Origin of the sequence: Novosphingobium lindaniclasticum LE124, assembly GCF_000445125.1 — a bacterium.
Lineage (GTDB): Bacteria > Pseudomonadota > Alphaproteobacteria > Sphingomonadales > Sphingomonadaceae > Novosphingobium > Novosphingobium lindaniclasticum.
Genome location: NZ_ATHL01000127.1, coordinates 1 through 22,448, shown reverse-complemented (window position 1 = coordinate 22,448; position 22,448 = coordinate 1). Strand labels below are relative to the sequence as shown.

The 22,448-nt window shown below is 62.4% G+C and carries 28 protein-coding genes and 2 pseudogenes; 8 read left to right on the top strand and 22 right to left on the bottom strand.

Going from position 1 to position 22,448, the window contains the following annotated elements:
• Nucleotide 1: 1 nt before the first annotated feature.
• The 8 genes from L284_RS42550 to L284_RS42520 all read right to left on the bottom strand — a co-directional run bounded on the left by L284_RS42550 (nt 2) and on the right by L284_RS42520 (nt 6,505).
• The gene (locus L284_RS42550) at nt 2-616 is read right to left on the bottom strand and encodes an ImmA/IrrE family metallo-endopeptidase (RefSeq protein ID WP_081674125.1); all 615 of its coding nucleotides are present in this window, start codon (nt 614-616) and stop codon (nt 2-4) included.
• Nucleotides 600-962, bottom strand: coding sequence for a helix-turn-helix domain-containing protein (locus tag L284_RS47020; RefSeq protein ID WP_021235524.1), 363 nt, complete (start codon nt 960-962; stop codon nt 600-602). The genes L284_RS42550 and L284_RS47020 overlap by 17 nt, the downstream gene beginning before the upstream one ends.
• Before the next feature lie 138 nt (nt 963-1,100).
• On the bottom strand, nt 1,101-1,916 hold the full coding sequence (locus L284_RS42545) for a DNA adenine methylase (protein ID WP_031342928.1): 816 nt from the start codon (nt 1,914-1,916) through the stop codon (nt 1,101-1,103).
• A gap of 174 nt (nt 1,917-2,090) precedes the next feature.
• Nucleotides 2,091-2,354: a hypothetical protein gene (locus L284_RS42540; protein WP_021235522.1), complete on the bottom strand. Its 264-nt coding sequence runs from the start codon at nt 2,352-2,354 to the stop codon at nt 2,091-2,093.
• A 10-nt stretch (nt 2,355-2,364) separates the two neighbouring features.
• Entirely contained in the window at nt 2,365-2,748 is a 384-nt protein-coding gene (locus L284_RS42535; RefSeq protein ID WP_021235521.1) for a tail fiber assembly protein, read from the bottom strand.
• Between the two features lie 12 nt (nt 2,749-2,760).
• Nucleotides 2,761-4,938: a gp53-like domain-containing protein gene (locus tag L284_RS47015; RefSeq protein ID WP_021235520.1), complete on the bottom strand. Its 2,178-nt coding sequence runs from the start codon at nt 4,936-4,938 to the stop codon at nt 2,761-2,763.
• A gap of 11 nt (nt 4,939-4,949) precedes the next feature.
• Complete coding sequence (locus tag L284_RS42525) at nt 4,950-5,501, bottom strand: phage tail protein I (RefSeq protein WP_021235519.1); 552 nt, start codon at nt 5,499-5,501, stop codon at nt 4,950-4,952.
• Nucleotides 5,498-6,505, bottom strand: coding sequence for a baseplate assembly protein (locus L284_RS42520; protein WP_031342926.1), 1,008 nt, complete (start codon nt 6,503-6,505; stop codon nt 5,498-5,500). Before L284_RS42520 ends, L284_RS42525 begins: the two co-directional genes overlap by 4 nt.
• Nucleotides 6,506-6,681: 176 nt before the next feature.
• Between L284_RS42520 and L284_RS48080 the strand changes: the two genes are divergently transcribed.
• Nucleotides 6,682-7,245 (top strand): hypothetical protein, encoded by a 564-nt coding sequence (locus tag L284_RS48080; RefSeq protein ID WP_152524743.1) that lies wholly within the window; start codon nt 6,682-6,684, stop codon nt 7,243-7,245.
• Nucleotides 7,246-7,248: 3 nt separating this feature from the next.
• Here the strand turns inward: L284_RS48080 and L284_RS42515 are convergent, their stop codons facing one another.
• The 11 genes from L284_RS42515 to L284_RS42470 form a co-directional block, all read right to left on the bottom strand.
• Nucleotides 7,249-7,917, bottom strand: coding sequence for a phage virion morphogenesis protein (locus tag L284_RS42515; protein ID WP_021235517.1), 669 nt, complete (start codon nt 7,915-7,917; stop codon nt 7,249-7,251).
• Complete coding sequence (locus L284_RS42510) at nt 7,914-8,432, bottom strand: phage tail protein (protein WP_021235516.1); 519 nt, start codon at nt 8,430-8,432, stop codon at nt 7,914-7,916. Before L284_RS42510 ends, L284_RS42515 begins: the two co-directional genes overlap by 4 nt.
• Nucleotides 8,416-8,583, bottom strand: coding sequence for a hypothetical protein (locus L284_RS0124750; RefSeq protein ID WP_021235515.1), 168 nt, complete (start codon nt 8,581-8,583; stop codon nt 8,416-8,418). Before L284_RS0124750 ends, L284_RS42510 begins: the two co-directional genes overlap by 17 nt.
• The gene (locus L284_RS42505; RefSeq protein WP_021235514.1) at nt 8,570-8,974 is read right to left on the bottom strand and encodes a hypothetical protein; all 405 of its coding nucleotides are present in this window, start codon (nt 8,972-8,974) and stop codon (nt 8,570-8,572) included. Before L284_RS42505 ends, L284_RS0124750 begins: the two co-directional genes overlap by 14 nt.
• Entirely contained in the window at nt 8,965-9,537 is a 573-nt protein-coding gene (locus L284_RS42500; RefSeq protein WP_021235513.1) for a hypothetical protein, read from the bottom strand. The genes L284_RS42505 and L284_RS42500 overlap by 10 nt, the downstream gene beginning before the upstream one ends.
• 4 nt (nt 9,538-9,541) lie before the next feature.
• Entirely contained in the window at nt 9,542-9,874 is a 333-nt protein-coding gene (locus L284_RS42495; protein ID WP_021235512.1) for a hypothetical protein, read from the bottom strand.
• Between the two features lie 3 nt (nt 9,875-9,877).
• On the bottom strand, nt 9,878-10,108 hold the full coding sequence (locus L284_RS42490; RefSeq protein WP_021235511.1) for a tail protein X: 231 nt from the start codon (nt 10,106-10,108) through the stop codon (nt 9,878-9,880).
• The gene (locus L284_RS42485) at nt 10,108-10,590 is read right to left on the bottom strand and encodes a head completion/stabilization protein (RefSeq protein ID WP_021235510.1); all 483 of its coding nucleotides are present in this window, start codon (nt 10,588-10,590) and stop codon (nt 10,108-10,110) included. Before L284_RS42485 ends, L284_RS42490 begins: the two co-directional genes overlap by 1 nt.
• A 118-nt stretch (nt 10,591-10,708) precedes the next feature.
• The gene (gene gpM / locus L284_RS42480) at nt 10,709-11,563 is read right to left on the bottom strand and encodes a phage terminase small subunit (RefSeq protein ID WP_031342920.1); all 855 of its coding nucleotides are present in this window, start codon (nt 11,561-11,563) and stop codon (nt 10,709-10,711) included.
• Between the two features lie 42 nt (nt 11,564-11,605).
• The gene (locus L284_RS42475) at nt 11,606-12,658 is read right to left on the bottom strand and encodes a phage major capsid protein, P2 family (RefSeq protein WP_021235508.1); all 1,053 of its coding nucleotides are present in this window, start codon (nt 12,656-12,658) and stop codon (nt 11,606-11,608) included.
• Between the two features lie 42 nt (nt 12,659-12,700).
• Entirely contained in the window at nt 12,701-13,522 is an 822-nt protein-coding gene (locus tag L284_RS42470) for a GPO family capsid scaffolding protein (RefSeq protein WP_021235507.1), read from the bottom strand.
• A gap of 128 nt (nt 13,523-13,650) precedes the next feature.
• Between L284_RS42470 and L284_RS42465 the strand changes: the two genes are divergently transcribed.
• Genes L284_RS42465 through L284_RS42455 form a run of 3 tightly spaced genes read left to right on the top strand, consistent with a single transcriptional unit; the run spans nt 13,651 to nt 16,919 of the window.
• Nucleotides 13,651-15,537 (top strand): terminase large subunit domain-containing protein, encoded by a 1,887-nt coding sequence (locus tag L284_RS42465; RefSeq protein WP_021235506.1) that lies wholly within the window; start codon nt 13,651-13,653, stop codon nt 15,535-15,537.
• A complete protein-coding gene (locus tag L284_RS42460; RefSeq protein ID WP_031342917.1) occupies nt 15,534-16,589 on the top strand; it encodes a phage portal protein in 1,056 nt (351 codons plus the stop codon). The genes L284_RS42465 and L284_RS42460 overlap by 4 nt, the downstream gene beginning before the upstream one ends.
• A gap of 39 nt (nt 16,590-16,628) precedes the next feature.
• A complete protein-coding gene (locus tag L284_RS42455; RefSeq protein WP_031342916.1) occupies nt 16,629-16,919 on the top strand; it encodes a hypothetical protein in 291 nt (96 codons plus the stop codon).
• 332 nt (nt 16,920-17,251) lie between these two features.
• Here L284_RS42455 and L284_RS48425 read toward each other — a convergent pair whose 3' ends face one another.
• A complete protein-coding gene (locus L284_RS48425; protein WP_021235502.1) occupies nt 17,252-17,425 on the bottom strand; it encodes a hypothetical protein in 174 nt (57 codons plus the stop codon).
• Between the two features lie 97 nt (nt 17,426-17,522).
• Here L284_RS48425 and L284_RS48860 point away from each other — a divergent pair, with 97 nt between their 5' ends.
• Nucleotides 17,523-17,903, top strand: a complete 381-nt coding sequence (locus L284_RS48860) for a hypothetical protein (RefSeq protein ID WP_235054549.1) — start codon at nt 17,523-17,525, stop codon at nt 17,901-17,903.
• A gap of 98 nt (nt 17,904-18,001) precedes the next feature.
• On the opposite strand, the gene L284_RS42445 is transcribed toward L284_RS48860, so the two are convergent.
• Nucleotides 18,002-18,655 carry an SOS response-associated peptidase gene (locus L284_RS42445; protein WP_021235500.1) on the bottom strand — a complete coding sequence of 218 codons (654 nt, stop codon included), beginning with the start codon at nt 18,653-18,655 and terminating at the stop codon, nt 18,002-18,004.
• A 677-nt stretch (nt 18,656-19,332) separates the two neighbouring features.
• Between L284_RS42445 and L284_RS48075 the strand changes: the two genes are divergently transcribed.
• Complete coding sequence (locus tag L284_RS48075; RefSeq protein WP_152524742.1) at nt 19,333-20,067, top strand: HipA family kinase; 735 nt, start codon at nt 19,333-19,335, stop codon at nt 20,065-20,067.
• A pseudogene (locus L284_RS49115) lies at nt 20,064-20,429 on the top strand (DUF3037 domain-containing protein); the annotation flags it as partial. The gene L284_RS48075 and the pseudogene L284_RS49115, both read left to right, overlap by 4 nt.
• A 294-nt stretch (nt 20,430-20,723) precedes the next feature.
• Here L284_RS49115 and L284_RS48855 read toward each other — a convergent pair.
• On the bottom strand, nt 20,724-21,794 hold the full coding sequence (locus tag L284_RS48855; RefSeq protein ID WP_235054547.1) for a hypothetical protein: 1,071 nt from the start codon (nt 21,792-21,794) through the stop codon (nt 20,724-20,726).
• Between the two features lie 14 nt (nt 21,795-21,808).
• On the opposite strand from L284_RS48855, the pseudogene L284_RS47640 reads away from it, so the two are divergent.
• Nucleotides 21,809-22,448, top strand: a pseudogene (locus tag L284_RS47640) (IS3 family transposase); the annotation flags it as partial.

Genomic DNA, 22,448 nt, shown 5'->3' with positions numbered 1-22,448 from the left:
CCTAGGGGGACTTGCGCTTGCTAGTCCCCTTTTTCTTGTTCAATTTCCGGACCGGCTTAACAGTCAGAATTGCGCGTTCCTGCGTAAGCTTGTGTTCGAGGTTGCGTGCGCGGACCAGAACTGCGTCGGCGCTTACGCCAAATGCCTTCATCGCTTCCTTGACCGTTGTGCAGCGTCGAAACGCATCCTCCGGCATCAAAAAGGCTGCTGCGAAAACATTGGCTTGGCGCTCCGGGTCGTAGAGCGGGTCGTACTCGGTCGAGAATGCACGATAAGTGGGCATCTGACAGTGCATCAACAAATGCCCAAACTCGTGCGCAGCGGTCATGCGGGGCCGATTTTCGCCGCGTTCGAGCGCAAGGTACGTACTGTTTTTGAGATAGATGATCGGCTTAAGGTCGTCGGTAAGACCTTCCATGTTACCCATCTCGCGGTCCTCGCAGACGCGAAAATCGTAACCTTCGATAACTTCGTAGAGAACCTGCTCGAGGATAGGAAGCATCGACACTCTGCCATCGGGCGAAAGGCCCAAGTCAGCGCGCGCTTCAGCAGCAATACGTTCGATTTCACGGCGAGTGCGACGAGCCACAATACGACCATTATCCACGAGTGACATCCTCCATGATCCGGCGAAGCTCTTCTTTCCGTTCCGGCGACAAGCGAGCAAAGCCGGAGGCTAACGAAGCCGCAAGCACTCGGTCTTCTGCTTTGGCATTACCTGCCAATCGGATCGAAAACATGCTTCTTGTCAGCGCAGCGGCGCGATGAATTTTATTTGCGTCATCGCCGATCAACCCCAATTCTCGGACGATTTTTTCGACCAAATCTTCCTGTACAGCTTTAATTCCAGTTTCGATCTGGCTGAGGTAAGGAACACTCATGCCCAGCTTCTTTGCGAGATCGCCGAGCGTCATCTGACGTTCCTTGCGCTCCTGCCGAAGCAATTTCCCAAACTGGTTCATGATCTTCTCCTAGTGAACCGACAAACCCTCCGCTCATTGTCCCAACGCCGACGAGCCGGAAAAGTTTGCTGGTCAGCTAAATATTAGCTGGCCAGCAAAACTGCAAGCGGAATTTTGTCGGTCAGCTAACTTTTAGTTTCAATCGTTTGCGGCCGGTGGGTAGTTGCTGATCAACACCTCGCGCGCCGGGCGCGAGGCTGCCCCGATGCTGTAGGTCGTGTTGATCGGCGCCACGATGAAGCGGCCGAAGGTCTGGCGCACACCCTCATTGTCGTTGAGCGACATCAGGAACTTGCCCTTGATGCCCGCCAGCTGGTCGGCGAGCGCGGCGAAGTCCTCGCGGGTGAAGACGTCGGGGCCATAGTCCTTCTCGCAGGCCCAATAGGGCGGATCGAGGTAGAACAGGGCGCCTTCGCGGTCATACCGGCGGATGAAGTCGCTGTAGGGCAGGCGCTCGATCACAACCGACTGCAGGCGGTCATGGATGTCGGCGAGCATCGGCTCGATCTTGCTGACGTCGAAGCGGGCGGGTGCCGAGGCACTGACGCCGAAGGTGCGGCCCGAGACCTTGCCGCCGAAGGCCAGGCGCTGGAGGTAGAGAAAACGCACCGCGCGCTGCAGGTCGGTCAGCCGTTCGGGATCCTGTCCGAGCAGGCGCTCGAACTCGGCCCTGCTGGTAATGCGGAAGCGCAGCATGTCGACGAGATAGGGATAGTGCTCGGCGAGGCAGCGGAACAGGCCCACTACGTCACCGGAAATATCGTTGATCGCCTCGGCCTTCGGGCGCCGCGAACGGCGCAGGAAGATGCCGCCCATGCCCACGAAAGGCTCGGCGTAGCTGGTGTGTGGAGTGCGGTCGAGAATGGCGCAGATGCGCTTGGAGAGGTTCCGTTTTCCCCCGATATAACCGGCCGGGGGAGAAACAGGTCGAACGAGAACAAAAGGGGTAGACATGTGATTGATCCTGCACGATGTCCCTTCCGCGCCTGAGACGCGGAAGGGTGCTTGAAGGGGTAGGCGCGCTGCCCGGAGAGTGCGAGTGCAGGCTCGCTGGTTTCGAGATGCGGGAACATCCGAGACCCCCTTCCGTAAAGGGGAATTATGGCGGCGTGAAGTGCCGCCGATCACTTACTTAGCAGCAGCGGAATCGGCGACCGACGTTGCGGCCTCCTCCACAACCGGCATGGTCAGGACGCCGAGGATGATCTTGTGAGCCACACCGCGCGCCACTTCGTCGACGCGGGCCTTCGTAGCCGCTTTGTCGTAAGCCCCGTCGTCCTTCAGGACGGCGTTCACCGAGCGCATGTGCTTGATGTCACCGCTGGTGAACGTGACCGGCACGGAGCGGGTGGTGGCGTCGTAGGCGCCGATCTTGATCTTCAGGTCGGACATTGTGTTCCTTTCAGGCGGGAGCGTTCGGCCAAGCGACGGCGGACGGATCGAGGGTGGTTTCGGGGAGGTCGCGCAGGGCCTGCCGATAGAGCCGCCATTCCTCGCGCTCGGCGGCGGTGAAGGGGCTATCGGGTACTTGCGTGAAGTCCGACGCGGCGAGCAGCTTGTCGCGCTTGGTGCGCAGCTGGCGGGCGAGTTGATCCGCAGGTGGGGGCGGCGGCGGAACGGCAATCGGGTCGCCGTTGTCGTTTGCCGCAATCATCATGCCCGAACTCGCGGCGTCCATGATGGCGGTATGCGCGTCGCGGGTGATCGGCCGCACGTCGGGCGGCATGGTGGCGTGAACGGTGTCGTCATAAAAGCCGAGGGTCGCGGCGCTGAAAAAGAGGGCCATGGTTTTTAGTCCTTACACGCCGATCGCCAGCCACCAGGCGTTTGCAGCGGGGGCGGCGTTGTACATGCTCGCGTAGGTGGTGGTTACGGAGTAGGGGAGCGGGCCATTAGCCTGGGCGTTGCCGTTGCCCACTTCGGTTGCGCAGCCCGATCCGATGTAAAAACAGGCCGAGCTAAACGCGATCGGGAAGTTGATTGTGCCATAGGAGTCTGCCCCAAACGTTTGGGTTCCCCACTGCAATAGCAGGCCATTCGTCAGGCGGGTCCATCCTCTTGCCGACAGGTCGCCGACAGGGACAAAGGCGCTGGCGTGGTAGCCGTCCAGCATATCGGCATCCAGCCCCGAGCCTGCGCCATCGTTGCCCGCGTTCCAAACCTTATTGCCGAGCGTCGTCACATTGTAGGCGTTGATTTCGCAGTTATCGAGCGTAACCGCGCCTTCGCAGGCAAACTGCAAGTTCCGGGCGCCTGCGACGTTTGGCCGGACGACATAACCCCACGCGCTGCTCGTCCGAGCGATGACCAGGTCGCCGTAAGTTACAACAAGATGGCCCACGCTCATTTGCTGAGAGACATCTGCCGTCCCGCTCGACTTCAGATAGGGTGCGGTTACGCCGCCTGCGAATGCGGCGCCGGAGCCAAGGTCGACGCGCGCAAAGCTCCCGGCATGCAGCCCGTCGAGCAAGTCGGCGTCGAGGCCCGATCCCGAACCATCGTTATCCGGCCCCCAAAGGTCATTGCCATTGCGGCGCATGGCAGATCCGTTGTGCGGCAAACCCGCGCTGTTAAGGTGGGCATCGGTAACAAGGCCGCCCATATCGGTTGAATCGACAGTCAGCTTTACCCGTGATCCGCTCCAACCGATTTTGATGACGTTAGACAGGTGCCCGACCCCTGTGCCCTGCTGCACCGGGGTAAAGCCAAGCCGGGCCGGGATCGCGGTGTAATAGCTACCGTCCTGCCCATCGAGCAGATCGGCATCCATCCCCGAACCGGCGCCGTCGTTCGACGGGTGCCAGACGTCCACGCCGTTGATGCGATAGCCCGACTTAACGTCCCATCGACCGGCGCGAGCATCGTAAAATCCGTTCACCGAACCGTCGTAGGTCCGGATGCCGAGGCCGTACCAACACTCCATGGCGAGGTTGAAGACGCTGTAAGTGGCACCGTCACCCGTTCCGGCTGAAAATCCGTTTGACCCGGCGGAGCCGTTGATTCGGAGGCTCGGCACCGTGACCGTTCCGGTGAAGGTGTCACCGGCCCTGTTCGAGGGCTGGTAGCCGAGCCGAGCGATGATGTTCGTGTAGTAGCTGCCGTCCTGCCCATCGAGCAGGTCGGCATCAAGGCCGGAACCGGCGCCATCGTTCGACGAACGCCAGACATCTGCGATGTTGCTGTCGAAAACCACATTGCCGAGATCGGTGGTGTCAACGGTCGCCTTCAGACGGCTCGCGTTGCTCCAACCAATCTTGACGGTATTTGTCGTCTGGCTGTAGCCGGTGCCCTGTTGCACCGGCCAGAAACCGAGGCGCGCGGGAATATTGGCGTAGTAGCTGCCATGCTGACCGTCGAGCAAATCGGCGTCGAGGCCGGAACCGGCGCCATCGTTACCCGGATGCCAGATGCCCGCATTGTTCGCGCCGAACCGGGAATCCATCCACGCGGCGACGGCATCCTTCATCATCTTGGCGGCTGGAACGCGCGAGGAATCGAGACCGGCGATGGCCTCGGCAAGGGTCGCCAGTTCGACCACGCCCATCGTCTCGGTGGTTGCGGGCGGGTTGAGAAAGTTCGTGTCGCCGAATGTCAGCTGCGCGGCGGCGACGTCGGCGAACTGGACGTCGATCGCGAGCAGCATGATCGCCTGCGAGGATTTTTCGAGGATCGGATCGGCCTGGCCGTAGATCGCGAACAGGGTGCCGTCGGCAAGGTAGAGCCCGAAGCTGCGCACCGTGTAGACCGCCGTGCCTTCGTCTCGGACGATCATGTGAATCGTATCGTCCGCGACCACGTCGCCCGAGAGGGTGGCGATGCGCTTGCTTTCGCCGGGCAGGATGGTGGCCGTGGGGCTGGGGGCCACCGCGACGCCGGAAACGCCGACCTGCGCGATCGTGACCGCAGCGGTGCCGGTGTTGGCGGCGTTCACAAGCGCGGCGCGGCCCGCATTGGTGACGGTGATGGTGAGGGCCATGGGTGCTCCGGTCAAACCGCCGTGGCCGTGCAGGACAGGCGGGCGAAGAGGGTGGGACGAACGGTCGCGATCAAGCCGACATCTGCGGCGGCGTTGATGCCTTGGGTGAAGGTGAAGTGGCTGCGCACCGGCTTGGCGCGGCTGACCTCGGCTATGACCTGATCGACGAAGGCGGCGCTGGCGGGCGCGCCCTTCTGTTCGAGGTTGAGCACGAGATCGAAGGTGTGCGGAATGCCCTTCGGCTCCATCTGCCACCATTCGCGCAGCGCGACCGATCCGCCGAAGCTCTGGACCACGGCGCGCACGGACGCCGCCGTGCCCTTGCGCCGCGCGATGGGGATCGCCTGGCGGACGCGCTCGCGGCGGATCGCCTCGGGCCAGTCGGATGACCAGTTGTCGAGCGAGCGCTCCCACGCCAACCACGGCAGGAACTGCAGCGGGCTGTCGTCGGCGGACTTCACCGCGCGGACGAGGATCGGGATGTCGAGCATCTCCGAGCCGACCCGTTCGAGGGCCTTCTGCAATGCCGTGGAGCCGGGCGGCAGGAGCGACGCGAAGGTCATTCGTCGATGCCCGCGTAAGTGACGTCGATCTTGGTGCAGTACGGCGCCTGCGTGCGCGAGATGACAATGTCGGCCGGTGGCTGAGTCAGCTGAACGTTCTGGACGCCTTCGACGTGCAGCGCGGCATGCAGGCCCGACAGGGTGATATCGCGGCCGAGCCGGTGGCTCTCGTCGGTATAGGCCTTGGCGCTGGCGAGCGCGGCATCCATGACCACGCCGCCATCGGGGCCGGAAAACGTCTTGATCGTGCCCTCGACGGTGTAGGGAACGATCTCGGCAGACTGCGTGATGACATGGTCGGTCAGCGGGCGGATGTCCTCGCTGGACAGGTACGCGCCGACGTCCTCGATCAGATCCGCGCTGGCGGCGCCGCTATCGACGCGGGACAGGAGCGAGACGATGACTTCGCCGGGCCAGATCGCGCCGTCGAGCGCGTTGGTCATCGCCGTCACCAGCGCATTGCTGGCAGCATAGGATTGCAGGACGCCCAGCACGATCGCGCGGATGTCGTCAGGCGCGGGGCTGGTGGCACTGGCGTCGAGTACATTGGGATGGGCCGAGAGCGCATGGTAGATGTAGGCGCCCTCGGGACCGGCAACCGAATAGCCTTCCGGTGCCAGGACAATGCGGCGGCGAAATTCGGTGTCGCTCTCCATCACGGCCGGAATGCCGAGCACATCGTCGGCGGGGGTGATGGTCCGGCGGACCACGCCGAAACCGGCGGCGAGATTGTCGAGGTCATTCTCGACGGCGTAGGCGACCATGACGGCGCGCACGGCTTCGTTGAGGCGCTGCAGCAGCAGCTGGACCTCGTAGGCGAAGACCTGAAGGACGCGGGTGGAAGGGTTGCTCTCCCGGCCGTCGAACTCGACGCCTTCTTCCGCCATCAGCGCTTTCATGCGCGCAAGCGCCCGCGCGAAGAGAGTCTCGAAATCGAGTTCCTCGACAGCGTCAGGCAGCGGAATGCGCGACAGGTCTACGGCGGTGAAGGTTGCATCGGCCATGCCGCCCATGTCGCGGCAGGCATGGGGGCAGCGCTACCGGGCTGCATTTGGCTGGGCGTTAGGCCAAGTGCAGCGCCTGGATAGGCACAGTCTCCGTCACGCCGGAAGAGCGGGTTTAGCTAACGGATAGATGCAGATTTTTCCGAATTGTGCAGTCGGATGCATCCGTTGGACACATGAAGATCGATCGTTTGGGAGTACTAGCGATGGTTCGCTGTTTTACACTATTAATGCTCATCGTCGGGTTGTCAGGGTGCGCTTCCACGATTGAGACACTTACATCGCGCGGTGTAATGTCAGATCATCTGAATAAACCTCATGATCGCAACAAAATGCGTACACAGACAGGTGATCGTCGAGCTATTTATTTTCTTGAACGGCAAGAATACATCGAAGGGAAACTGACGCTTCGATTGGTTGTATGTGCTGAGCCTTTCGCCGGAGCGATGACAGTACGTGGAGCGTCATCTTCTTTGTCAGTGACAGGAAGCGGTGAAGCCAAAGATGCAGTAACCGCCACGATCCAAGCGGTTGATGCGCGCGCGGCCGCCGTTAGGCTGTTCGAGGACGTGGAACATGCTTATTGCAAGCGATATCAAGACGGATCGATCACGGGTAAAGAGTATTTGGAAGCGCTCAAGTCAGCAACCAACTTGGCATTTGCCGCTATCGGAGCGAAGCCGCCAGCGGCGACCGAAAGCGGCCCTTCCACGCTTCCAGGACGATCAACCCCGCCATAAGAGCTATGCGGGATCTAAATGAGCGAAGAGTAAAGCCAGCAAGTTCTCGCAATCTGCCGTCGTCACGCCCAGCAGTTCGCGCTTGGGGTATGGTACAGCCTTCGCCCGCAGCGAGGGCTTGTCTCGCAATCCATACTGATGAACGCTGGCGATCTGGGCGACCTTGCCGGTGAAGCCGACCCAGACGCCCTGATCGTCCACGCCGCTTCGCAGGAATGGCGCTGTGGCCAAGCGGCGGAACATCGCGCGGCGGCGGATGCGGGCGGGGCGTTTCCGCGCGGCGCTGCCGCCGCGATGCTCCTCGGGTACCGGGAGCCATTTCACGATCTTGTCGCGCTCGAACGAGCGGATGGCACCGGCCTCGATGTCGAAGCCGGTCAGCATGTGGCCGCTGCCCCATGTGAAACTCTTCATCAGGACGCGGCGGGGTTCACCGCCGCCACCCGCCGGATAGAGGAAGCAGGCCGGGCCGCGCCCCGGCTGCGCGGGTGCCTTCTCCCGCCGCGCTTCGAAGGCGCTGCCGTCCGGCTGCTGCTGGGCGGCGATGCGGCGGCGCTGACTGGCGGCAAGGTCGCGGCCCATGCGCCGCATCAGGCCGCGCTGCTCGGCCGCCGACAGGCTGCGCAGGAGCGCGCCAGCTACCCGCTCCAGTTCGGCGAGATCGTCGCTCATGCGGCGGGCGGTACGGCAGGCGTGAGCACGGCTTCAGGATCCTCGGTCTCCACCAGCAGTTCGGTATTGCCGAAGCCCTGCAGGAACGAGGCATGGACACCCGCGAAGCTGTCGGGGAATTTGGGTTCGGGGATATGGTCTACATCGTAGCCGCTGCCGTCCGGACGAGGAATCACGAGTACCGGCTCGGTCAGGTCGATCGAGATCTCGATATCGAACTTCTCGGTGTCGAGCGGCTGTGCCTCGAAGCCGAAGGGCCGGCTGTCGGCGCGCTGCAACAACTGCGGCTGTTCCTTCTCGATCCATGCCAGGATCGGGACCATCAGCGTGTCGGGATCGGCGGCGAAGTCGAAGATCGTGACCTTGAGCGCGTAGCTGTAGGAGAACGACAGCGTCTTCGACCGGCGGGCGTTGATCTGGCCCGCGTCGATGTAGATGCTGAGATTCTCCGGGTTCTTCTTCAGGTCCGGCAGATAGGCCGTGAGCCAGCGCCGCAGATCATTTGCCTTGCGCATCGGTGCCTCCCGTGCCGGGCGTCTGCATGGCGCGAACCTGCCCCTGCAATTCGATGAAGGCCGCGCGGATCTGCCCGGCGACGTCGTAGAGCGCGGTTAGGCTGGCATGCGCGTCGGCGCCGGTCATCTCGCCGGTGCTACCGCGCTGCACCTTCGGCAGCGCCGGGGGCGGTGCCAGCAGCGCTGGCGACACTCTCGCCATTGGCGACCGATGCGGCGCGGTCGAGCAGCCCGACGCCATCAGCATCAACGCAGACATTGCGATACACGGGCCGCTCAATGACCTTCTGGCTTTCATGGTAAATTTCCCTGACGTTGGTCTGCCGGGCATATTCGGCGGTCTGACTGCGCTCGGTGGAGGCGTCGATCTGGCCTTGCAGCCGGTCGCGCTCAGCGCGCGCGGCATCGTGGGCCCGCTTCTGGGCGGCCTGTTCCTGTGCGGCGCCGACGCCCGTGCCGTAGAAGAAACCGCCGATACCGGCAGCGCTCGCGGTGAGCGCCCCGGCAAGGATGACGTGGGAGAGGCCGAGGCTCACGCCCATCCGCCCCTGATCAGCGCGGCCTGAATCTTGTCGGCGATGTCGGCGATGTCGTCGGCGCGGTCGGTGCCGTTGATGATTCGGCGGGCCTGCACGAACTGTTCGTGGGTGCCGGTGTCGGAGATATAGCGGCTGAGGCTACGCCCGGTGAACGCGCCTTCCTCCATACCCTTGATGAGGATCCGCACCGACAGGACGGGATCGAGGGCGAGATCGAAGTTCTTGAGCAGGGTGCCCTTGAGGCCGAGCGCCTTGTCCGCCCACTCGTAATTGCGGTCCCACGTCAGCTGGACGAGGCCGCGTCCGTACTGCGGCTGACCGTACTTGCCGGGGGCGGCGTAGGGCCTGCCTTTGCCGAGGCCCCATTCGCGCTGCGGGGTGAAGCGGGCCTCGTGCCAGGTGGTGGCGAGTGCATAGGCCAGCCAGCCCACCGGCCATGCGGCGGCGGATGCCATGATGGCGTTGACGATGTTCACCTGCTTCTGATCGAGGCCGCCGGTGATCGAGCGGAGTGAAGCGAAGAAGGCGGCAGGATTGGCGAGCGCGCGGCGCGGCTTGGCGGTCATCGGGTCAGTCCTTCTTGGGGAGGAAGCGGTCGGCGAGGCGGGCCGGGAGGCTGGCGAGCGTGTCGATCGCGGCCTTGGCCAGCTTGGGCGTGGCGTCGTAGGCGAGCAGGGCGATGCCGAAGCCGATCGACTGGGAGACGAGGCCGCCCCATCCGGTGAGCGCGACGATGGCCAGCGTGGCGTAATAGCTGACCGTCGAACCGATCGCCCACTGGGCGAAGCGCTGGCGGTAGGAGAGGCCGGGCTTCCATGCCTGGGCGACGGCCGAGCCGATCAGCGAGGGCGAAAGCGAGCCAAGAAATTCAGCCGCGGTTTCGAGAACGGGGCGCAGTTCCATGTGTCAGCTCCAAAGCTGGATGAGGGGCAGCACGCGGTTCGCGCTGGTGGAGGTCGTCGCGGTCGCCGGGATCAGGACGACGGTGCCGAGCGGCAGCACCTTTGCGCTGTCGGCAAGGCCGGGGTTGGCATCGAGCACGCGCGTCAGTTCGCCCGGTCCCAGCCCGGCTTCGCGCCAGAGCAGCTGATCGAGCGTGTCGCCCTGTTTGGACCGGAGGCTCTGCGCGGCGGCCATCAGATCAGATCCACCGTGGTGCGCGATGCGCCGAGGATGTCGCGCACGGCATGCAGGGCATCTCGGCGCAGTTCGCCGATCGAGGGCGTGAGATCGTCCGCCTGGTTGCCGCCCGCGCTGGTCGTATCGAAGTCACGGTAGCGCTCGACCAGTTCGGCCTTGGCGTAGAGGCTGACGGCGCGCTGATAGCGGATCAGCTGCTGGCTTTGGCCGTCAAGCTGGGGCGACGGCACATCGGCGAGCGTGGCGTACCCGGCGGCAATCGACCGCGCGGCGTAGGCGCGCAGGTCGTGCTCCACCGACATGATGGCGCCCAGGATCGCCGCCCGCAGCCGAGGCGCGGTGACGTTCGCGGAAATGCGGGCATCTGCGCGGACGGTGGCGGGCGTGATGTCGGGGAAGAAGCCGTCATTGGTGATCACGCCTTCGGCGGCGGGAGGATCCTCGATCGCGGCGCTGGGAGGGGTGGCGATGAAAGTCATGGATCCTCATGTCGGCCCGCCCGGCTAACAGGGGTGGGGATCGGGTCAGCTGGCGGCCCTACGGCTCGATAGCCTCCCGCAGCGCGCGATCCGCCCCTGAGCGCCGGGGGCGAGCTTGTTACGCGGCAGGAATGCCGCCGGTGTCGGCGGGGGGCGCGGCGGCGGTAACAGCAGCCAGCAGCTTTTCCGCGCGCTTGACGCGATCCTTCACGCCGATGCGATCGTGCAGCCGTTGGGCTTCGCGGAAGGTGGCGATGGTAGCGGCCAGGCCTTCGGCGGAATCCTCGGCTACCATGCCCTCACACACGCGCAGCTGTTCGATGCCGATCGCTTTGAGCAGCTTGGCACGGACCTCGTCGTGGATGTCGAGATCGTCGGTGAGTTCGCCGGTGCGGGTGAGGACGTCGAGCGGGAAGGCCTTGCCCGCGTTCTGCTGCTTGAGCGCGGCTTCTGCGATTTCCTCGACGACGATCGTCGCCGCGTCGCGCTGGTAACGCGCGGGCATCGCGACGTTGTGGCGGAAGATGAAAGGCACGAGATCGAGCGCCTGGTCGAATTCGCCGATGTCGATGAACCAGACCATGCAGGTAGGCAGGACTTCGGCCACGGTGCCGTTACCGGCACCCGCGTCGGCGGCGAGCAGGCCTTCGATCCATGCCGCGTAGTCGGGCAGCATTTCGCGCTTGGCCTCGATCTTCCGGTCGATCGAGCGGATTTCCTTAAGGCGGCGCAGGTCATGGGTGAAACGCAGCGCGATCTCGGCGGCGATACGGTTTTCCGCCGTGACAGCGCCTTCGGGCGCAGAGACAATGGCGGTTGCCGCCGCCCGCTCGCGATAGATCATCGCGGGCGTGCGGTCGGCAGGCGCGGGAGAGGGTTGCCCGCCCTTATCGGAGGAAACAACCTGCTTCGGGTCAACGGCGGCGGCAGCAAGGGCAGCCATGCGCTCCCGATGGAGACGTGCGGGTGTCATGATGTCGTTCCTGCTCGATGAGGGCGGGCGATGGCCGAAGGCTTACGCCTTCGGACCAATCTTGATGTTTTCGAGGAGGGCGCACTTGCCGTATTCCTCGACCATGAAGGCGTCGTTGATGCTCTCGAAGTTATCGATCTGATCGAGCGCCGGATTGTCCTGGATGGCGCGGCGCGCGGTGCCGATCTGCCAGTAGTAGGACAGGTTCTTGAAGCTGGTGACGAGGATGCTGCCAGCGGGGAAGAACGGCACCTGCACCGTCGGCTTGCCGCCCAGCTGCCGGCTCGACATCAGGACGTCGCGCGCGACCTGCTCAGTGGCGGTGTTACCGGCTTCCTCGACGATCTTGAAATATTTGTCGTGGACGAGGTCACCGCCGACCATCACGACAAGGTCCGTCGCGGTGCGGTAGCGTTCGTGGATCAGGGTCTGGATGGCATCGAAGACCAGCGCGTCGAGGTTCGAGTAGTCGGCGGAGCCAGTGTCCGAGACGTAGATATTGGCGTTGTCCAGGGCGCCGTGCGCCATGACGCGGCTCGAGGCATAGGTGCGGATCTTGTGGAGCCAACCGTAGTTGACGTCCTGCAGCAGCGGGAATTCCTCGCGGTCGGTCTCAACGGCGGCATCGACGCCGTTGAAGCCGATGCACATGATGTCCTCGGCCTTCTGGGCGAGCACGGCATCGCGGCACAGCTGCTGGAATTCGGGCATGTGCGCCCAGGCATCAAGCGTTTCGTAAGACCAGGCGTAGTCGAAGTCGGTCTTCTTGCAGAGGTACTGGTCGATCTGATCGGAGCCGGTGATGTCCTGCGGCAAACGACGATTTCCGGCGGCGCGATTGGTGCGGCTTGCCATCGAGCGCTTCACGCCGACGCTGACGCGGCTACCCTGCTGGTTGACCACGGGCATTACGTTGATGCGCGACATGAAATCGCTGATCGTGCGCAGCTTGGCCTGCAGCTTCTGCTCGATGGCGGGCGAGACGTTGAACTTGTCGAGCTTGCCGGGGGTGGCGGTGAATTCCTGCGGCAGGCCGTTGAGCTTCGCGACCTGCGCGACGAAGGCATTGAGCAGCAGGCGGGTGGAAGTCTGCATGGGAAAGATACTCCGGTGGGTGGCGGGGGCTGGCGGGGCTGATCAGCAGTCGGTGAGGTACTGGGCGTTGCCGCTGCCGCCGGTCGCCGGAGAGCGCGTGAAGTTGCCCGGCTCTTCGGTGGTTTCGAGGGTGGACTTGAGGTCGGCGAAGTCGGCCTGCAGGGCGGCAATCGCGTCGTTGGCGGGCTTGACCGCCAGTGCGACCTGTTCACCCATGACGGCAGCGAAGCGTTCGATGTCGGGCGCGTTGTCGTTTGCGGGTGCCGGAGCCGGAGGCGGGGTGACCGGTTCCTTGGGCTTGTCCGACTTGAAGAGCGTGGCGAACGCGGCGATGAAGCCGGACTTGGTCGCTTCGGCGATGGTCGCGCCGTCGAGCGACGGCTCGATTTCGATTATTGTCTCGTGCGCAGTGGAGAAGACGTTCGGGCGCGACATGGCCGCGAACTTGAGCGGTTCGGTGCCGAGCGATGCGGGCTGATCGGTAATCGCGAGGCCGACAAGGTAGGCTTCCTTGGTGTCGGCAAAGGAGGGATGGATTTCGCAGCTGGTGAACAGCTTCTGCCCTGCCTTGTTGATTGCGAGCAGCTGATCGTTGGCGTCGATCTCGGCGTAGAGCGCCAGCAGCGTCTTCTTTTCGCCGCCGATGGTCAGTTCGACCTCTTCGGTCTTCAGCGACAGGACCGAGCCATAGGCGTTGAACGGCTTGTCCGGGCTATAGCCCGCGATGTGCTCGCAGTTGATGCGAGCGGTGTAGGTGTCTGCGTTGTAGTTGGCGGCCATCTGTTCCAGCCAGACACGTTCGATCGTGCGGCCATCGACGGTTGCGCCTTCGACGGCGACGCGGAAAAACTTGCTCTTGGCCATGATCGGTCCGGTTCCTTGAGGGTGCGGCGGGTTCGGCAGCGGTGTTGTTCCGGCCAAAAGGACCGCTGAGGCGCATCATCTCAAGGGCATCCATTTGGTCTGCCGCTGGGCCAAATGGATAGCGGTGATTGACGGCGAAAACGCGCGGCATGGTCGCCGGCATGAGCACGAACGCGACCCTGCCCGACCCGCTGGCTTCCGCATGGAAGTTCGATCCGCGTCGCCATGCGCGCAGCCTCTACTGGCGCGGGTGGGGCGTGACGCAGATCGCCGACGAGTTCGCACTGCACGGCGTGACGAACGATCAGGGCAAACCGATCCCGCGCCCGACGATCGAATCGTGGCGCCAACGCGACAAGTGGGACGAGGCGCCGTCGATCAAGAAGATCGAGGACGGCATCGAGATCCGGCTGCTGACGCTGATCGCGAAGGAGAAAAAGACCAGCGCGGACCTCGTCGAGATGGATGCGCTCAACCGCTCGATCGAGAGCCTCGCCCGCGTCCGCCGCTTCGAACAGCCGGGCGGCCATAGCGGTGACCTCAACGAGAAGGTCGGCAATCGCAACGCCGGGCCGCGCAAGGCGCCGAAGAAGAACCATTTCACCGAAGAGCAGGCCGAGGAACTCAAGCGCATCTTCCTCGACGGGTGCTTCGACTATCAGCTGCGCTGGTGGAAGGAGAAGGATCAGCGCACCCGCATGATCCTGAAGTCGCGCCAGATCGGCGCGACCTACTTCTTCGCCTTCGAAGCGCTGATGGACGCGATCGAGACCGGGCGTAACCAGATCTTCCTGTCGGCCTCGAAGGCGCAGGCCCACCAGTTCCGCTCCTACATCGTCAGCTTCGCCAAGCTGGTGGGCGTATCGCTGGCGGGCGACCCGATGGTTATCACGTCCGACCTGCGCCCGCCGGAAGAGGCCGGGGCCGAACTGCACTTCCTCGGCACCAACTTCCGCACCGCGCAGGGCCGTAGCGGCAACTTCTACTTCGACGAATTCTTCTGGGTCCACTCATTCGAGGAATTGAACAAGGTCGCCTCAGGTATGGCGACGCACAAGAAGTGGCGGAAAACCTACTTCTCCACGCCATCGACCATCGCGCACCCGGCCTACCCGTACTGGACCGGCGAGCGGCGCAACAAGCGCCGGAAGAAGGCCGACCGGATCGAGATCGACGTCAGCCACGCGGCGCTTGCCGCTGGCAACGTCGGGCCGGATCGGGTGTGGCGCCACATCGTCAACATCCGCGACGCGGACCTCGCAGGCTGCGACCTGTTCGATATCGAAGAGCTTGAGGACGAATACGCCGCCGACGAGTTCGCGAACCTCTACATGTGCGAGTTCGTCGACGACAGCCTGTCCGCCTTCAAGTTCAACGATCTGATCGCCTGCGGCTGCGACAGCCTAGTCGAATGGGAGGACTTCAACCCGGAGGCCGCGCGGCCCTATGGCAATCGCGTGGTCTGGGCGGGCTATGATCCGCAGTCGAGTGAGAATGGCGACAACGCGGGGCTGGTGATCGCGGCGCCGCCCCTGTCGGAGGGCGGGACGTTCCGTATCCTCGAACGCCACCCGCTGCGCGGCCAGGACTTCGAAGAGCAGGCGGCATTCATCCAGGCCATGCTGGGCCGGTACAACTGCACGTACCTCGGCGTTGACGCGACTGGTGTTGGCGCCGGTGTCTATCAGCTGTTGGCTAAGTCCGGCGCGCTGCCCGGCTGTTCCGTCGCCAAGATCGAATACTCGCTGGAAGTGAAGGCGGGCATGATCATGAAAGCGCAGAACGTGATCCGGCGCGGGCGCCTGGCGTTCGATAGCAGCTATCTCGACATCGTATCGGCCTTCGTTTCGATCAAGAAGACGCTGACCACCAGCGGGCGCAACGTGACCTTTAAGGCCGGGCGCGGCGGTGACGATGGCCATGCCGACTTGGCTTGGGCGACCATGCACATCCTCATGAATGAGCCGCTGGACGGCAAGGAAAAGCCTAAGGGCACGATGGAGATTATCGAATGAGCAAGCGTAACCGTGCCCGCCATATGAGCCGACAGGAAGTGGCGGAGGCATCGCAAGGCGCGATCGTCTCCGCCAACGACAACCGCGGCGAATTGCAGGCCTTCACCTTCGGGGATCCCGAGCCGGTGCTCAGCCGGGCGACGATGCTCGACATGCTGGAATGCTACCACAACCAGCGGTGGTACGAGCCGCCGATCTCGTTGCATGGCCTTGCCCGCGCGTTCCGCGCCTCGCCGCACCATTCCAGCGCGATCATCCTCAAGCGCAACATGCTGGCCGCCAGCCTCGAACCGACCCAGTGGCTCAGCCGCGCGGCATTCAAGGGCATGGCGCAGGACTATCTGGTGATGGGCAACGCCTATGCGCAGGAGGCCCGCAACCGCCTGGGCGGGCTGCTGCGACTCGACCACGCGCTTGCCAAGTACACCCGGCGCGGCGTCGAGCCGGGGCATTTCTGGTGGGTGCCTGGCCATCAGCCCGAGGTCGAGTTCGCGCCGGGCACGGTTCACCAGCTGATCGCGCCGGACGTGAATCAGGAAATTTACGGCCTGCCGGAATACCTCTCGGCCTTGCAGTCGGCGCTGCTGAACGAGAACGCGACGCTGTTCCGCCGTCGCTATTACGAGAACGGCAGTCACGCGGGCTACATCATGTACGTGACCGGCGAGTTTGCCGATGGCGACGTCGACAAGATGCGCGATGCCCTGAAGCGATCGAAGGGGCCGGGGAATTTCCGAAACCTGTTCGTCCACTCGCCGAACGGCAAGGATACCGGGATCCAGATCAAGTCGATTGCGGAGGCGGGCGCAAAGGACGAGTTTCTCGGGATCAAGAACACGACGCGCGACGACGTACTGGCCGCGCACCGAGTGCCGCCCCAGCTGCTGGGCATTGTGCCCGCCAATGCCGGGGGCTTCGGGGATGTGACGAAGGCGACCGATGCGTTCTTCGAACTGGAGATCGAGCCGCTGCAGTCGGTGTTTCTGGAATTGAACGATGCCGTGGGCGCCGAGGTCGTGCGCTTTAGGAAGCGGGTGAAGGCAGTCGCCTGATCGCCCGGATCCTCCTGCTCTTCGACAGGTTATGCCATCATGCAATATCTTCAGCACCCAGCCATGGCGCTGGTTCTTCAGGTGGCGATCGGTCTGGCATTTCATAATTGGTGGGCCGGTGCCTTGATTGCGTCGGCCTACTTCATCGGGCGGGAAGCTGCGCAGGCGGAGTACCGCTGGATCGAGCGGTTCGGCGGCGGCCTTCGCCGGAACCTGCCATGGTGGGGTGTATTCGATATGCGTGTTTGGCCGAAACTCGATCAATGGCTCGACTGGATTGGTCCGATCGCGGTGACTTGCGGGCTGGCCGCGATCATGACCCAAGCCTGAGACGTGCCTACCCTCGGAATCGATTGATCGCGCGTTTCCATTCCCGCTCGTCCGGCATCGGCAGGCGCACGGTCGGCTCTTCGCGGCAGGTCTCGAACTTCACCGGCCGCAGCTTGCGGCATTTTGTGCGCCAGCACTCACGGCAATAGAAGCGATCGCGCGCCTTAGCGAAGGTCTCGTCCCACCGGGAGCGCTGGAACCGATGCCACAGCGCGTGGGGATCGAAGACCGCCGATCGTCCGCACGCGCATGTAACCTTGATCGAGTATTGCCAGGCAGCGGCCTCGAAAAGCAGCGTTGGGATCCGCAGGCCATCTACATAGCGCACGGCATCAGCTGCGCGCGGGCTGCTTCGTCATCATCGCAGCACAGGCGAGCGCGCCGGTCATGTAAGGGCCGTCGTCCTGCTCTCCTGCGCGGATCTGCCGCAGGAACTCCCGGTTATCGAGACCTCGTGTCTCCAGCGCCTTCGCCACCGCCCGGCGGATTTCCTTGATTTGTTCCATCTGTTGTCCTCCTGCGCGCTCGCAAGCGCCGACTCATGGTGCGAACATATAGAGAACATGATAGGCTTCCGCTACCGATTCGACAGCGAGGATTGCCATGGAACAGAAGCCCACCACGCCAACGCTCGACGACTTACGTAGGGAAGTCAGCAGGATCGCCGGGGGCAGGGGCTCCTTTCTCGATTTCACGAAAGGGCCAGATTACCGGGCTTTCGTGCCTGCACCACCCGATCCGCGCCTGCGGCCAAGTGGGCGCACGGCATCGCCCGCAGAGCGCGGGGCATTCGGCCGCTGGTTGCTCATGCAGGTTGGGCGCGGAGGGCTGGTCGGCGAACTGGCCAAGTGTGCCATGGCCGATCGCGGCTTTCCCAAGGACGGTGATCCTGAGGCAGTCCGTCAGCGCCTGCGTGTCGGCCAGGCGGAAGGCGATATGTTCGAGGCGTTGGACGAGGCGGAACTCGATTGGCTGAGCTATTGAGGCGCGTCCGGTTGTTGGGTCCAGCATGGATCCATCCGGCGTTGCCTACCGGCCGATCGCAGACGATCAGCGGCCAATGCTGAAACAGGCCGAGATGATCATAGTAGCGTTGCTGATGGCGACGGCGTTTGTGGGGCAGGTGGTGGGCTGGCTCTCTTGAACCAAGGATCGTCCGTGCGATCGACCACCAGCGGGGCGTCATAGATGCGGCACAGCGCGAAGGCCTCGTCCGGATCGCCGTTTGTCCAGCGTTCCCAATTCTCTCGGGCGAGAATGGTCGGCATGCGGTCATGCACGTCGGCCATCTGCTCGCATCCATCCACCATGACCATGGAGTAGGCGTCGCCCCACTCGGCGGTAGGGCGCCACACGCCCGCGACGGCGAATAGATCCTGATCGGGCAGCGAGTACCACGTCCGCGTCATCGCGCCTTTCGTGCCCTCGGCCTCTGCCCAGGCGGTGACAGGGATCAGGCACCGCCGTTTGCGGAAGCTGTCGATCCAGAAGCCGGTGTGCAGCTTGTCCTCGCGGGTGTTGTTCACCGGCTTTGGCTTGAGCGGCGCGCCGGTCTTCTTGCTCTTGAGCACGAGGGGGAAACCCCAGTTCATGGCTCGGATTGCGCCATCGGCAACGACAAGGCCGGGATAGCCGGGGTAGACCTCGGCCGCGAAGTTCGGCGCGGTTCCGGTACTCGCTCGGAACAATCCCGCGACCGCCTCCGCAGGCGCTGTCATCCGGTACAAGTTGCACATGTGGGCATCGTGCGCCCGGCTCGACGACCCGTCAATCGTCCGACGCTGTTCGACCTCGCAGCTTCGGTGAGGTAACAATATTGCGCGGCCGCGACACGGAGTGGCACCCCCTCAAAGCGCGCTTTTCCCCCCGCCTCGCCCGCGCACTTTTCGTGTCGGTTTTGATGCACATCGGCGCAGCTGGGAAAATGGCTGGCTTCCTAGGCCGGGTGGCGATGGCGAGGGGGCGGGGGCTGATGCACTTTGATGCAGCTGACATGCCTATCAAGAAGCGGTCGTCGATCGAGAAAATGCTTGTTGGAGGCGTGGACTGCTGAGGGAGGGGGCGGGAAAGCGTAACATCTGTAATCGCGAACGATACTCCGGCCTGAAACCCGCAGAAAGCCGGCGTTTTTCGGATTACGTCGGCGGTGTAATCGGCTGCAACCTTTCCCGCCTGAAAATGTAACAGCCGCAGAAATCCTAGGGTTTCGTGATCCTAAAAGTTACATTCTGAAAATGTAATCTCGTTACCTTGATGTTACGCTTTCGGTTACGCGAAAAACGGCGGATTTGCGCCAAGGTTACGTATGTTACGTTTTTTCCGGCACCCCCCCCACGTCAAGCTCGAAGAACAAAATCCTATTTAGATGGCATGAGACCTCCCGGACCGTATCAATCGATGCTAGCGAGGCCTAATGAGCCTCGATTTAGATCATCACCGCATCACGGAGATTGTCCGGCCCATTGAGAGCGGCATGACCGAGCCTGTTTTATGCGTGCTCGATGATGACAATACGTATTGTGTGAAAGGCAAGGGAGCGCTTGCTCGGGGTAAAATTTCTGAGGTTCTCTGTGCAGTCCTTGGGCGCTCAATCGGTCTCCCAATACCCGACTTCGCAATCGCATCGCTGTCACCTGCAATGGTTGCTCAAGGTGCTTACGATGCGACCGTCCGTCGAATCGGCAGTGAGCCAAGCTTCGCCTCCTTATGGAAAGAGCCGATCAGCGATTTTCTGATTGTGATGCGCCAAGACTTTCCCGCCTCACTTCTTGCCAGCGTCTATGTTTTCGATCATTGGATTAGAAATGACGACAGGACACTGACAGACCATGGTGGTAATGTTAATCTATTGGTCAATTTAGCCACAAAAGAGCTTGTCGTAATCGATCATAATTTAGCATTCTCAGCGACATATGCTGTGGCAGATCTACCTCTTCATGTTGGCCATCAATCATGGCGATCGTTAGATCGGCGGAAAGAGTTCTCATTCGGCCTTCGGGAGCGTATGCTGCGTGCTAAAGACGAACTGAACGTCGTGGCGGATTGCTTGCCAGATGAGTGGCTTGAGCAGGAACCAGATTTGATCGATCATGCGTTAGAAACGCTTGACCGCGTTAGCGGTAATGAATTTTGGGATGAACTCGCGTGAGCGTCTTTAAATATTCCGTAATCCGATTTCGGCCATTCGCTGAGACGGAAGAGTTCGCGAATATCGGTGTTATCGTCACGCGCGTGATGGATGGCAAGATAGGCTACAAACTTGCCCCGCGTCGGTTTACGCGCATTCGTCAATTTTTTGACCAGCTTGCATACGATGCATATGATGACGTGATTTCTTACTTGCAAATCGAGTTAGGTCGGGCCGCCGAATACCTGCCGACATTTTCTACTATGGATGGGTTGGCAATATTCAATGATGTTACTCGCCGCCGCGAATCGAGTGTTTTGTTCAGCAATCCGCGAGTTACCGAACATGACATGGACCTCGAGGAAATAGTTGAGAAATTTTACGACAGGTTTGTTAAGAGGGAAAATGTCACTTATTCACGCGAGGAGTCTTTGGTCAAAGACATTCGGCGTGAATTGCGTCGTGCAGGAATCAATTACTTTAAGTCTGTGAAGCTGAATGACGATGTAGTTCCCGTAAGTTTCCCGCTAGCATATCAAGGCGCGGAGTTGAGAGCGATCAAACCGTTGGCGTTCTCTCAGAAATCTCCCATGAGCGTGCTCGATCATGGGGCTCATTGGCGCAGGCGATTAGGTCTTCTTCTCGACCGCCGTCGTATATCGCCAGGAAATGTGCTGTTAGCGGTTGAGCCTCCCCCTGCTGGGGCTGACATTTCGACGATGGAGGCTTTTGACGTGGCGCGGAAAGATCTCGACGCGCTCCCGTTTAAGGTGATCGACGTTCGGGACGGCAGCTATGTGAATCAGGATGTAATCAACTTCGCCAAGCATTCTGTCGAAGCGAAGCCATTCTTCAGATAATTCAGCGCTTTTCGGTTGGGTGGCGGCCGTTCTCACGCCGCCCATCCGTAAAATGGGTGCATGCACACATGGCAAGTTCTGGTCCGGTTCAGAATAAGACCGGGAGGCCCCCTGAAAAAACTGAAATTTCATAAATGGATCGTTGGCATTGACGGTGGCTTTGCGCCCTGTTGATGCCGCCTTGCGCTGTAAAATCTGGAACTTCGCTACAGCCGGATGAGACGAAGGGTCTGTTCCAAGCCAGAGCGCTCCTCCGCTACCATTCATCCCCCCGACAGCAGGTGGCATCAGGAAGCGCTGGCCGATCAAGGCTTCAAGACGGCCGATGATCTCGATCTTCGGCGGCGGCGTGTGTCGGTTGCGGGACGCGCCAGCCGGGTGGAGCACGACCTTCTCGATCACCTCGCGCACTACCTTGGCTGCTTCGGTTTCGCCATCGCCGCCAAGTGTTTCATGAAGGCGGGCAACGGCAGTGAGATAGCGTTCACGCGCGCCGGGATGAAGCACGACGACGCTGGGAGTTGCTATCGCCGCCAGCCGCTCCCGTAGATCGCGTTCATGCGCCAGCGTGGCCCGCAGTTCCGGTTGGGTGCGAACGGGATCGCAAAGGCCATCCATGAGCAGATTATTGAGCCGCTCGGCTCGTGCGGACGCTTTCGTCAATTCCGCTTCAAGTGATGCCCGTTGGGTGGTTGATGACATCCGCAGCCGCTTCATTTCCGCCTCGTATGTTTCGAGGAAGTCGCGGATCGCGTTCGGCTGCTGAAGTTCACGCCGCAAAAGACTGAGCACCCGTTCCTCGATCTCGTCGATGTAGTAGCTGCGTGGGTCCGGGCAATTGATCTGCCCCCTTCTGAGTGGCCCATCGACTATCGTAGTCTTGACCACGAAGGAGGAATGGAATGGCTCGGAAGCACAAGCCTGAGGAGATCATCGGCAAGCTGCGTGAGGCGGAGATCGTGTTGGCGCAGGGCGGGACGGTGGCCGACGCCTGCCGGCGGATCGGCGTCACCGAACAGAGCTATTACCGCTGGCGCAAGGAGTACGGCGGGCTGAAGATGGATCAGGCACGGCGGATGAAGGATCTCGAGCGAGAGAACGCCCGGCTCCGGCAGGCGGTGTCGGATCTGACGCTCGATAAAATGATCCTGCAGGAGGCGGCGCGGGGAAACTATTGAGCCCCGCCAGGCGCCGCCGCTGTGTCGACCACATCCGAGGGATCATGGCTGTCTCCGAGCGGCGGGTGTGCCGTGTGCTCGGGCAGCATCGATCGACGCAGCGCAAGGCGCCACGCGGGGCGGACGACGAAGCCGCACTGACGGAGGACATCATCGCTCTCGCCCGGCAATATGGTCGTTACGGCTATCGCCGGGTGACCGCCCTGCTGCGCGATGCGGGGTGGCATGTGAACCGTAAGCGGGTCGAGCGCATCTGGCGCCGCGAGGGGCTCAAGGTGCCGCAAAAGCAGCCGAAGCGCGGAAGGCTCTGGCTCCATGACGGATCGTGCATCCGGCTGCGGCCCGAGTATCCGGGGCACGTGTG